The organism is Enterococcus sp. 12F9_DIV0723, from assembly GCF_002174375.1.
In the GTDB taxonomy this organism is placed as follows: Bacteria; Bacillota; Bacilli; order Lactobacillales; family Enterococcaceae; genus Enterococcus_A; species Enterococcus_A gilvus.
This window is the reverse complement of the sequence record NZ_NIBK01000002.1, coordinates 363,672-376,091: the sequence shown is the minus strand read 5'-3', so window position 1 is coordinate 376,091 and position 12,420 is coordinate 363,672. Positions and strand designations below refer to the sequence as shown.

The 12,420-nt window shown below is 45.1% G+C and carries 10 protein-coding genes; 2 read left to right on the top strand and 8 right to left on the bottom strand.

Features of this window, described 5'->3' with window-relative positions; all coding sequences use genetic code 11:
- Window positions 1-2: 2 nt before the first annotated feature.
- The 6 genes from A5868_RS14895 to A5868_RS14870 are packed head-to-tail and all read right to left on the bottom strand — an operon-like array spanning window position 3 to window position 6,854.
- On the bottom strand, window positions 3-872 hold the full coding sequence (locus A5868_RS14895) for an ROK family protein (protein ID WP_086304502.1): 870 nt from the start codon (window positions 870-872) through the stop codon (window positions 3-5).
- Window positions 873-879: 7 nt separating this feature from the next.
- Window positions 880-2,328, bottom strand: a complete 1,449-nt coding sequence (locus tag A5868_RS14890) for a glycoside hydrolase family 32 protein (protein ID WP_086304501.1) — start codon at window positions 2,326-2,328, stop codon at window positions 880-882.
- Between the two features lie 3 nt (window positions 2,329-2,331).
- Complete coding sequence (locus A5868_RS14885; RefSeq protein ID WP_010778665.1) at window positions 2,332-3,159, bottom strand: carbohydrate ABC transporter permease; 828 nt, start codon at window positions 3,157-3,159, stop codon at window positions 2,332-2,334.
- Window positions 3,159-4,109, bottom strand: coding sequence for a carbohydrate ABC transporter permease (locus A5868_RS14880; RefSeq protein ID WP_010778666.1), 951 nt, complete (start codon window positions 4,107-4,109; stop codon window positions 3,159-3,161). The genes A5868_RS14885 and A5868_RS14880 overlap by 1 nt, the downstream gene beginning before the upstream one ends.
- Before the next feature lie 13 nt (window positions 4,110-4,122).
- Window positions 4,123-5,403 carry an ABC transporter substrate-binding protein gene (locus tag A5868_RS14875; RefSeq protein ID WP_086304500.1) on the bottom strand — a complete coding sequence of 427 codons (1,281 nt, stop codon included), beginning with the start codon at window positions 5,401-5,403 and terminating at the stop codon, window positions 4,123-4,125.
- Between the two features lie 14 nt (window positions 5,404-5,417).
- Window positions 5,418-6,854 (bottom strand): glycoside hydrolase family 32 protein, encoded by a 1,437-nt coding sequence (locus A5868_RS14870; protein ID WP_086304499.1) that lies wholly within the window; start codon window positions 6,852-6,854, stop codon window positions 5,418-5,420.
- Between the two features lie 159 nt (window positions 6,855-7,013).
- On the opposite strand from A5868_RS14870, the gene A5868_RS14865 reads away from it, so the two are divergent.
- Entirely contained in the window at window positions 7,014-8,039 is a 1,026-nt protein-coding gene (locus tag A5868_RS14865) for a LacI family DNA-binding transcriptional regulator (protein WP_010778669.1), read from the top strand.
- Between the two features lie 125 nt (window positions 8,040-8,164).
- On the opposite strand, the gene A5868_RS14860 is transcribed toward A5868_RS14865, so the two are convergent.
- Window positions 8,165-11,179 (bottom strand): YhgE/Pip domain-containing protein, encoded by a 3,015-nt coding sequence (locus A5868_RS14860; protein ID WP_086304498.1) that lies wholly within the window; start codon window positions 11,177-11,179, stop codon window positions 8,165-8,167.
- Between the two features lie 126 nt (window positions 11,180-11,305).
- Between A5868_RS14860 and A5868_RS14855 the strand changes: the two genes are divergently transcribed.
- A complete protein-coding gene (locus A5868_RS14855) occupies window positions 11,306-11,923 on the top strand; it encodes a TetR/AcrR family transcriptional regulator (protein ID WP_086304497.1) in 618 nt (205 codons plus the stop codon).
- Window positions 11,924-12,046: 123 nt separating this feature from the next.
- Here the strand turns inward: A5868_RS14855 and A5868_RS14850 are convergent, their stop codons facing one another.
- Window positions 12,047-12,409: a cupin domain-containing protein gene (locus A5868_RS14850; protein ID WP_010778672.1), complete on the bottom strand. Its 363-nt coding sequence runs from the start codon at window positions 12,407-12,409 to the stop codon at window positions 12,047-12,049.
- Window positions 12,410-12,420: the final 11 nt, after the last annotated feature.

Below are 12,420 nucleotides of genomic sequence, written 5' to 3'. Positions count from 1 at the left end.
TATTAAGAATGCAGCTGCTGTTCTTTTGCTAATGCCAGACACCCGTACGTTCCCGCGTTATCTCCTAATTTCGGAAGCACAAGGTATTGATTGAGTTCTGGTACCTCCACATAATCCTTCAACAATTCTTTGAAGGCTGCCTTCATTTTCTCTAACACTTGGCGTTGCTTCATGACACCTCCACCAAAAATAATGACATCAGGTGAAAGCATTAGTGTCGTATTGTAGGCACATTGAGCAAGGTAATAGGCTTCCAGCTCCCATTGCGCATCTTCTTCACTCAAGTCTTGCCCCTTTTTCCCAGCTCTTTTTTCGATCGCTGGACCGGAAGCCATACCCTCTAAGCAATTTTTATGGAACGGACAATTTCCCTCGTATGTGTCCGCTGGATGTCGATTCACCAGCATATGCCCCATTTCTGGATGGCTAAATCCTTCGATAAAGCGTCCGTATTGCAGTGCGCCGCCCCCGATGCCGGTTCCGATCGTATAATAAACGATGCTCGACCGTCCCTTGCCATTCCCAAAAACAGATTCTCCATAGGCGGCTGCATTCACGTCCGTGGTCCAAGCAACTGGTATAGGAAAAGCCTTCTTCACTTTTCCCACAAAGTCAAACTGCTGCCAGTCCAATTTTGGTGTAGAAGTGATGTAGCCATAGGTTGGCGATTCGTGCTGAATATCAATGGGACCGAATGAACCGATGCCTATTCCTTTCAGCGTTTCTCTATATGGCGAAAAAAATTCGAGGACAGCTTTCATGGTTTCTTCAGGCTTCGTGGTGGGGAAGCTGTCCCGCTTCACGATCTCTAAGTCATCCGTTGCTACCGCACAGACAAATTTCGTTCCTCCTGCTTCGATACTTCCAAACATCTTTCATCTACCCCTTCACAGATCTCTTGATCATTTGTTTTCCATTCAGTTCTGTTACTACCACCTGTTTGAGCCGCCCTTTTTCGCTGCAGCTGAAGGAAAAATCGCGAGCGAGCGTGCCTTTGAAAAAGCTATTCACGCTTAATACCGTTCCTTCGTCCTCATCAAAGACTTCTATAGCATATAGATCCAGCAGAATCTTGAGGGTCTTACTTCTACTGGAAAGCGGCAGCGTGATATCCTTTCTTCCCAAAGGATTACCCTCAGAATGGTAACCTAGGTGTTTCTTAATGGTGAACGTGTCTGTCTGTCCTGTTCGTTTATCCTTAAACATCAGCGTGATCGGTGTTTCTCCTGTTTCCAGCGACAATTCGATGAGCGTAGGCTTTTGAATCATGGGAACGGACTTTTGGTATCCATCGGTTTGTGTATCATAAATGACCGTCTCTGCCGCTTTCAATTGCGCGATTTCCTTTGGTAATAAAGCGTGCAGCCGATCGTCTTTTCGTATGACTTTTCTTGGTATGCTCATCGCACCACACCAGCTATTTTCTGTTAATTCACCGAAGCCGTTCCACTCATCCATCCATTCCCAACCGTTTTGCCAGCCGATAACATACCGTTCCCCCTCTGGTGTTAGAAAGGTCTGAGGCGCATAAAAATCAACGCCATAATCAAGAATGCCCCTCGATTCTACTTGGAATCGCCCCTTCTCGTAATCCAGGCGACCAATCAAATAACTCGAATATTCGCCTTTTATTCCTACTGGTGAAAAGGTCAATACGTCCTTGCCATCTAATTCGTAAAAATCTGGACATTCCAGCATCCACGCATTGGGTTCTTCAAAGGCGACCCCCATCAGTGTCCACTCTAAAAGATTCTCTGATCGGTAGAGAACCAACTTCCCAACGTTGTCTTGACTAACACCGACAAGCATGTAGAAGGTATGATCTTTTTGCCACACTTTAGGATCTCTAAAATGAGGATTCTCCTTTCCGAGAGAATCGTTTTGAAGGATGGGGTTGTTTTTGTATTTTGAAAAATGCCGGCCGTCCTCGCTCATTGCGACGCATTGCTTTTGGACCAGTTGCCCTGCCGCATTTTTCGCGACGGCTGTATAGAATAGATAAAGCGTGCCTTCGTGTTCTATCGCTGTTCCCGAAAAGCACCCGCCTTCCGGGCTATCTTCGTATACCTCAGAGGGTGCCAAAGCAATCGGCAGCTCCTGCCAAGTGATTAGATCGTGGCTTACCGCGTGGCCCCAATACATTTGATGCCATTTTGTTTGGTAGGGGTGGTATTGATAAAACAGATGATATTCTCCTTTGAAGAAGATCAATCCATTTGGATCATTCATCCATCCTAACGACGGTGTAAAGTGAAGGATAGGCTGTTGGGAGCTTCTTACGGCCAACGCTCTATTTGTTTCGATATATTGATTTGCTTTGTTCTCCATAAGCTATCCTTTCGTCGCGCCAGCAGTCATACCCGAAGTCACCCATTTATTCAGCGAGAAGTAAATCAAGATTGGTGGCAAAATGGCGATCGATATCGCCGCGTAGGTCGCGCCCCAATCCACATTTCCAAACGCGCCCACGTAATCCTTTAAGCCCATGGTGATGGTTTTGGCAGAAGAATCGCTGATAAATGTATTGGCAAATATGAAGTCGTTCCAGATCAAAATACTGTACATTGAAGCGATCGTGATCATCGTATTTCTCGCCAACGGTGCGACGATTTGTAAAAAGACCCGATACGGTGAACAGCCGTCTACGATCCCGGCCTCAATCAGTTCATCAGGAACAAAACTGTAGAAATTGACAAACATCATGACAGAGAGCGGCAATGCAAATCCGACTTGCGGCAGGACCATCGCCATACTGGTATTTAAGATCCCGATTTTGCTATAAAAAATGAACAATGGAATCAGTGTGATTTGGACAGGCACCATGATGCCGAACATGAAAAATGAATAGATCTTTTTGCTGTGTTTATAGCGAAATTTTGATAACGCGAAGCCGATCGTTGCACTTAATACGAGGATCAGCACCAGCGAGATCATGGTGATCTTCAAACTGTTCCACATATAACCACCTATGACACCGTCTCCCAGAACATTTTTATAATTCTCAAATGTCACAGCTTTCGGCAATGAGAATGGCGTCGTCGATAGTTCTACGGAGTCTTTCAAACTTGCAATGAACAGCCAGATCACAGGGTAGATCTGTATGATCAAAAAGACGATCAATAAAAGGATAAACAAGTACTTTATTGCCTTCTCTTTCATTACGCCACACGCCCTTCTTTGTTATTTTTGCGTTTACTTAATGCCAGTGCCTGCTTCGCTGCCTTTTTCTGCGCCTTCACATCGTAATTTTCAAATATTTTTCTTAGAATAAAGATGATCAAGACACTTTCTATAATGATAAAGACGGCCAAGGCGCTCCCATATCCATACTGGTTATTGGTAAAGGCCTGTTTGTACATATATGTGGACATTAATTCGCTTGCATTCCCTGGACCGCCGTTTGTCAGCAAGTAAGGAATATCAAACCCTCTCAGAGCACCTGTCAAGCACATCGTAAAGGTGAGCAGCAGAATGTCTTTGATCATGGGAATCTTGATTTTGAAGAGGATTTGCAGTTCTGTAGCGCCATCGATTTTCGCTGCTTCATACACTGATTCATCTAATGAGACGAGGGCTGCATAAAAGATGACCATATACATTCCGATGAAGCGCCAGCCTTCGGGAATCGAGACGGCACCTAGCACCGTATTCAAATTCGTCAACCAAGAAGTCGCCAGTCCTCCTAACCCTACTGCCGATAACATCTGATTCAGCAAGCCTTCTGGCTGTGTTGAATAAATACTTCTGAAGAGTTGCGCGATGGCGACTGTCGTAACGATACATGGAACATAATAGAGCGTCTTGACTAAATTCGCCCGTTTTTTTAAGTACGTCAGCAATACCGCAAATAGTAACCCAATCGACAATTGAATAATGACAACGATCACTAAATAAATTAAATTATTGATTAATGCTTTATAAAACACCGGGTCTTGAAAAAGCCGCTTGTAATTATCCAACCCAACAAATTGTTGCGGAGTGATGCCGTTCCATTTAATAAAACTTAAACGAAGCGACTCCGTGATTGGATAAAAAACAGAGAGCAGATAGAACAGCAAGCCAGGCATCAGAAAAACGAAAAATGCTTTCTTATCACGTAAAACACCCATATTTTCCCCTCCATTATTGATCTGTGACGTTCACTTTGATTGAATCATCGATCATTTTGACAAAATCTTGAATTTTCATGTCTCCCGATCCTACAAGCAGCAAGTTGTCCTGAACGATCGTATTCGTTGAAGAATCCAGATAGGTATCCCATGGCTTCATAAATTGCTCCCCGGTATTGTCCATATCTTTTCGGATTCTCAAATACAAACTTGAATAATCGACATCTTTTGGCAACTCCGTTTTAATTGGAGACATCTGCATTTTTTTCGTGTAGATATCTGCATAATGATCCAGCACATAGAGGAGGAAATCCTTCGTCTTTTCATCGAAAGTTTCTGCGTTGAAGGCCATACCGATTCCAGAGTTTACACAAAATTCATTGGCTGCTGTCACACTGTCCTTCGTTGTCGGCATATAGAAATAATCAATTTCGCCCGCGTCGTATTTCTCCTGCATGGCGCCAATCTCCCAGTCACCGATATAATACATCGCTGATTTTCCATCTAAAAACATGGATTGTGCTGTCGCGTAATCGGTGGCAGAAAACCCTTCATTGAAGTATTGCCCGATCTCTTTTACAAACTTGACTGAATCAACACCCGTTTGACTAGACATTTTTTCTTTTCCTTGACTCAGATTCTCAATAAACTGATTTCCTGTTTGTCTGAAGGCAGGCATCGCCAAATAGCGTTGAACTGGCCAGCGATCGATCCCATCTACAGAGATTGGCGTCACCCCTGCTTCTTTCAGTTTTTTACATGCCGCTAACCATTGATCGAAGGTTTTCGGAACACTGATTCCGTGTTGAGAAAACAATTTTTTGTTGTACCAGATCATTTCGACATGGTATTCCAGTGGGAGCGTGTACATCGAACCATCCGAAAATTCTTGGTATTTTAATGCTGTCGGGTAAAAGTTCTGATAGTAGTCGTTCTTTTGCAGAAATTTTTTCATATCTACGAGCTTCCCTGCTTTGACAAGCTCTTTTGCGTAAAGGTCTGGATCGGTGTCAATGATATCCGGCATGTTGTTGCCGGCAACCAATGTTTTTAATTTCTGTAAATACGAAGGTCTGTCTGCCGTGGTTTCAAAATCAATTTTCCACTTCCCGCCTTTCTCCTTGCTGTACTGATCGGCGATTTCCCGCATGGTCTCGTCGATTGCCCCGCCGACTGGTCGAGAAGTCAGCCATTTGACCGTCGTAGTGGAGGCATCTTCTTTTTCCCCTCCACAGGCTGTTACCATAAAAAGAACGCCTAAAAGACTAACCAAAACTCCAACTTTTCTTATCATGGAAGAAACAACTCCTATTCTTTTATCTCGATCTCATGCAACACTACTTCCCCTTGAACCACGTAAACCCCTACTTTTTTTCCGCTGTGATTGTATAATCTCGTCGATAACGCAATCTCGTCGTTCACATAGACGACACACATACTTCCTTCTCGCAACACGCGGACACGATAGCGTGACGCTTTCGGCAGAAGCCGGCTTGTCTCCACTTGATAGGGAATATCTCCTTTGATCTGCCACTGATACTCGCCCTTTTCAGCTCGCGGCCACAGATCCCACGCGATCAGATGTTGTTCCGGTAGCATCCGTAGGAAATAGCCCGTTTCCATCCCTTCATCCACATGAAGGGCAATTCCAAACTCTTTTGCCTTCAAAACATCAAAATCCACTGTCACTGAAAAAGTGTCGGATGGACTATCGAACAGCATGGCTCCTAACGTGTCGCTTGCGACCTTGTTTTTATCATTACTATGATCATTATAAAAGACTGGTGCGGATATCTCCGATTTTTCTTCAAAGAATTCGCCAACCGAATCAATCATCACAGCCTTCAGTTCACCAGTCTTAGGATTTTGGATCAATTCGTGGAAAATCATCGTTCCTCCCCAGTCCCAGGGACCAAAGTCCGTCTCTCCTTCTTTTGTCGCGACCCAGCCAAAGGCAATTCTTCTTTCTCCATCTGAAGCTGTTTTGATCGCATAGTTGGCGCGTGTATCAAACACGTCGTCTGCTGGTATGATCCACGGCCCCTCTAAGCTTTTTGCGTAACGATAATGTGTCGTAAAGCGGTCTGAAAATGTTGAAAATACTAAATACCAGTACTCCTCCATCTTAAAGACCTCTGGACACTCCATCGTGATGTACATCTTCGGATCATAGAATGGTTCGCAATATTCCCAAGTCTCCAAATCCTTTGACTTCGACAAAGAGATGCAGCCGCCTCTCAGATCTCCCGCCCCTTGACGTCTAGATGCCAGCAACATGAAGTAGCATTGCTCCTCCTCTACCCAAAAAACGAAAGGATCGCGCCAGTCAAACTCTTCATAGATTTTCCCGTCAGACGGAAATAGAAAATTCGGGTCTGTCTCGAGCTCGTACAAGCTTTCGCCGACCGCTTTCATGACTAGCTGGACGCTCTTTCCATTTACAAAAGGCTTGTTCTCATTAAAAGCAGTATAAAAAGCATGGTACTTGCCTTGAGCGTCTTTAATGATTGAACCTGTGTAATTATTGAGGTTGTAAGATTCCTTCGTTCCCCGTTTGATTGCTTCTCCTTGATAATCCACCTGGACAAAGTCTTTGGTTGTCGCCAAATGCCACGTGGTTTCTTCTGCATATTTCCCCTCGATGATTCTTGGATCATGCAGATAATACGCATAAAATGTTCCATCTTCATAATACGGGATCAAGTCCCCCACCCACGCATTCTCCGGTCGATAAAATAAACTCATTCAGCATCTCTCCTAAACTTAATTGATCATTTAACACCCTTAGAATAATTTTGGTAGCGCTTAATCACAAGCATTTTTCACTTTTTTATGCATTTTCGTGCAAATAAATATTGCTTTTATGTGCATACGGTGGGTATACTGCCTGTGGGAGGGTGAAAAATGAAATGTACGATCAATGATATTGCTAAAGAAACCGGGTATTCAAGAAATACTGTTTCAAAGGCGCTCAAGAACGATCCTCAGGTATCTCAACGAACAACGGAGAGCATTATAAGAAAAGCCGAATCCATGGGGTATTTTACGAAGGAAGAACGGACAGAATACAAGATCGATCAGGGAAATATCTTGTTCCTGAATATCAATCATGCAAACGATTCTCAATTTTGGAGCAATGTCTTGACGGGGATCGAAATGGTCCTTTCCGAGACGAATTACCAGTTGACGATCGCAACGTTATCGAAAGAGGATATCGAGGAGGGGCGTTTGCCCGAGGCGGTCTACAGTTCGAATACGAAAGGCATCATTGTGGTTGAAATGAATTTCCGACCGGTTTGGGACAAGTTATTGGAGACCCATCTTCCGATCGTCACGGTGGATGCGCCAAAAAATCCTAATTATTTGATTGGAAAGTGTGACATTGTTATGATGGAAAATCATTCCAATGTTGAACGGATCACTGAATTACTCATTCAAAAGGGCTACTCGGATTTTGCCTTTATTGGCGATTTGTATTCACCTAATACAGGACTTGGTTTTATGGAGCGTTATTATGCCTTTTTCAATACGCTGAAAAAGCATGAACTGGAAATCAACAGTCACGCTTCGATTCTCAAGGACACAGACACGATTTTCGAGAATTTTGAGAAAATCAAAGAATTGCTCAATTCCATGAAAAAAGTGCCGGATGTCTTCTTGTGCGGAAATGACTGGCTAGCGATCCAATTGATCTACGCCCTGCAAGCGCTGGGTCATAGGATACCGGACGATGTCAACGTGATCGGATTTGATAATATCCCGAACTCCGAGCGGATTTTGCCGGGCTTGACTACCATTGACACGCCGAAAATCTATTTGGGTAGAAAAGCCGCGCACCTCATTATGGACCGCTTGATCGAACCTGACATTCCCTATTCGATCTCAAAATACTCCACAAAACTGATCCTTAGAGAATCTACAGCTATCTAGAAAGCAAAATAAGCAGCAAAAAGGCCCAATCGTAAAGATTGAGCCTTTTTCTGATTCATAAAATAGATAGCACTTCTCCTGTCCTATTCATTCCACAATGAAGGAACTCGGATTATTTATTATATTTAAGACCATTCTTCTTCAAAGGTCACAGGATTCTTCCGTTTTTTCGTAAAGAACAGGATCATCATGGCATTGCTGATAAGCAACAAGGCTATAAACAGCAAGGTTTCTGACAGCATGGACCCGCCGATAGAGATGCCTTCACGCAATGCTCGGATCGAATATGTCATCGGCAAGAAGGGATTTACGGCTTGGTAAAAATGTCCGCTCAATTCGATCGGGTACGTGCCGCCGGATGCGGCAAGTTGCAGGATCATGAACAGCAACATGACGAAGGAACCGACTTTTCCTAAAAGCAAATTGAACAGTGTAACGATCGACATAAAGGTCATGGAAACTAAGATACTGAAGGCGACGACTTTGACGGGATGCAGGACATCCATCCCAAGCAATCCCATTAACGCGGCGTCCACAAGCAAGGCTTGTGCGATGCTGACTACTGCCAGGATGGATGCTTTACTTGCCCACCAGGCCAGACCTGTCGTTGGTTTTTTCTTCGGTTTGAAGGCATCAAAGAGCAGGTTGAAGGTGACGGTTCCGATAAATAATGCCACTGACATCATGTAAGGCGCCATACCTGTCCCATTGTTTGCCAGTTTGTCTGGGTCATTATGAGTGGTACGGATCGGCTGAGTGATTGCGTTTGCTCCCGTCTTCCCTGTGTTGAGCTGACCGATTTCCTTTGAGCCAGACGCGAGTTGATTGGTCAAGGTGCCTAGTCCTGTCCCCACGGTCCCTAAGGAATGGGTCACTTGATTTTCACCTGCCGCTAGTTTTCCGCTGCCCTCTGCGATTTTTTGTGAACCGTTTTGTAGCTGTTGCGCACCCGCTACGAGTTGTCCGCCATTGGCAGCCAATTGTCCGGTGCCTTGGGTCAATTGCTGCGAGCCGGCATGCAGGGTGGAAATCCCTGTGTTCAACGCTGGAATGTTTTGGTTCAACTGGTTCAATCCAGTGGTGACTTGTTGAGCGCCGTTGACTAGACTTGAGGATTTTCCGGCCAACTGCTTAGCCCCGCTGGTCACTTTTTTCGATCCGCCCGCGAGTTGTTGGACGCCACCGGTCACTGCTGGAACATTTTCTTTCAATCCAGCTGTTCCTTGTGCGAGTTGATTTGCCCCCTTCGACAGTGGTTGTCCTTTTTCAACTAACTGCTGAGTGCCTTGAGAAACACGGTTGCTTCCTTCAGCCAAGTGTTGAATACCGGCTGTAAGTGCGGGAATGTTGGCGTCTAATTGTCCGACACCGTTATTGATCGCCTGTGCGCCAGGGGTGAGCTGGTTGCCAATGGTATACATGCCATTAATCATGTTTTTTAATCCAGGGGTCGCTTTTCCGCCAGCTTGAGCGAGTTGATCCGCCCCTTGTTTCAACTGACTGATTTGATCGACAGGTATCCCTTGGAGTGCTGCCAACGCCGTGCTCAGTTTCGTCAACGATTGTTGCTGCGCAGCGAGTTGTGCCGTTAATTGGCTCGTATCGATGGACAACTGATCGATCGCGGTCAGCGTTTGGCTATTTTGCGCCTGCATCGTCGAAAGGACGGAGGCTTTTTGTTCGTCAGTCAATGGCACCCCGCTGCTAGTCAACTGTGCAACGACCGCATTGGCGTTGGTTGTCAAATCGGTCTGATAGCTTTGCTTCAGCGTTTGCTTCGTTTCCTCCATCTTTTGCGTCATACTTGAGGTACTGGGGGACAATGCTGCAAGCTGATCCGACAGTTCCTTGACTACGCCTGTTAGCTGACCAACATTGGCCAATCCTGAAAGATCCATTGCTCCGAACGCCTGTGACACTTGAGAAATATAGCTGTTCACACTGTCCGTGTACGTGAGTAATTGGTTCTTTTCTTCTTCGGATAGTTGAACATGTTGCAGCCCGGCGACGATTTTTTCAGTTCCCTCATAGAGAGCTTTAACTTGTTGGGGCAATTGTTCTGTTTGTGCAGCGAGTTGCTGTGCGCCATCGGAGACTTTTTTTGCCCCCGTGTTTGCAGCGACAACCCCCGCCACATACTGATTGATGCCTCCATTCAAACTGGCTGATCCTTGCGCCAACTGCTCTGCACCTTGTGATAAAGCTGGAAGCTTTCCATTTAACTGTCCAATTCCTGAATCTAGTGCTTGGGAGCCTGTCGCAACAGACCCGACCCCGGAAGTGTATTGACTGATTCCATCCCTCAGTGACGTTGATCCCGCTGACAAACGGCTGACGCCATTCGCTAATTCAGGTTCTTTTTCAGCAAGCGTGCCGATTCCTTGATCCAGTTTACCAGCACCTTCATTCACTTGCATCGCACCTGCGACATACTGCTGCAGCCCCTTCGTCAGCGTCTGGCTGCCATCGGAAAAGGTCAACGAACTGTTAGATAACGTCGCTAAATTCGTAGAAATCGTCTGGGTAGCCTCCTTCAGCTTCTTCGTACCCTCGGATAATTTCTCTCCGCCAGTAGCCGCTTTTGCCATGCCTTGACCCGCATTTCCGAAATTGCTCAAGACGGCCTCCGTATACATTTCCGTCACTTGACTGGAGACTTGATCCTTCAATGCCGTGATCGCTGAAGCGGACATTTTTGACGCGGTCAGATTCGACCCTTGAGATGTCTGATAGTCAATCACCATTTGCTTAGGATGTTGACTCAAAAGTGACGTCGCATCCTTCGAAAATGCTTCAGGAATCGTCACGATCATATAATACTTTCCTTTTGAAATTCCTTTTTCGGCCTCCTCGCTGGAAACCCGATGAAAGTCTAAAGGTTTTTTCTTTAACAGATTGTCTGTCACCTCTTTGCCAAGATCAAGATCCTTCCCTTGATAAGAAACGTGCTTGTCTTGATTCACGATCGCCACCGGCAATTGATCCACCTTGCCATAGGGGTCCCACAACGCACCCAAAAAAATCAAATTGTACAGTGCAGGAATCAACGCGATCGCACCTAATACGATCAAGAGAAATTTATTTTTTAACAGCGAACGCCATTCTGCTCGAATCATTTTTTCTTCCTTCTTTCCTTCCATCCATTTTCAATCCTAAAAAAGAAATAGACAACGTGTTGATTTGTTGATTGGAAAATTATATAATCGTCGTGAAAGCAAGTCAACCAACAGTTGTTTGAAAGGTGTTGATTTGAAAGGAGAATATTTATGGCGGAGCTAAATACGAAAAAAGCCAAAACCAAACAAAAGATTTATCAAGCCCTTATCCAATTGTCCAAGCACAAGCCCGTGAGAGAAGTCACCGTCTCTGAGATTTGCCGCACCGCGTCCATCAATCGCTCGACCTTCTATTTGCATTACCAAGACATCTCTAACCTTATCTCAGAATTTCGTCAGACAAATATTTATGATTTTATCGACAGCGTCAAAGAAAAAAAGCTGCACCCGCGGACGATCGATCTCTCCGACAGCCCGACGACCTTTATTGATTACGAAGACCTAGTCAAGACCATTCAGCACGCCCAAACAGAAAAGGATATCGTGTCGATGCTCTTAGGAAAAAACGGCGACCCCGACTTTGTCAATGAATTAAAAAGTGCGATCCGCAACCTGATCGCCTACCTGCTAAAAGACCATTATCCGCAGTTGCAGGCAAACTTCCCCGATGTCCCAGAAGATTATTTAGAGATCATTCTCTTCGATCCCTCGGCTGAGATCATCATGCACTGGATGGAAAAAGGTATGGAAGAATCCCCAGAAACAATCAGTGCCATTATCTCCTCTGCCCGAATCGTTGGACCGTTGACCCTGCTGCAAGATAAATAGTATCTCACCCGAAACACGCCACAAAAAAATGGACGATCCCTCTCTGAGAAGGATCGTCCTATTATCGATCAATGGATGGTTATTTTTCTGTTTCTTTTATGAAGGATCTGCTCTTCAACTTCCTCACTCATGCACGATCAGATCCATAGGGTGCGGTCCTGCCACACCGACAAAAATGAAGCGTTCTTCTCCAGTGTTCTTCATGCCATGCTGTTCGCCTGGTCGTGAGATGATCAGGTCGCCTTTCGTGATCGGGATTTCTTCGCCGTAGCCTGGATAGAAGGTGCCTTTTCCTTGAATACAGATCCACAGGTCGTCTGAGGTCGTATGCGAGTGATTGAAGACGGTTTGCCCAGGTTCGAGACACCACAGCGCGCCGGCGGTTTTTTCTGTTTCATAGAAAAAGCTCTTTTTTCCTTCCTTTGGATCAAAACATGCGACGTTTTCTACTTTAAATAGTCGTTCTTCAATGTTTGATTTTGACATACTGTTTCTTC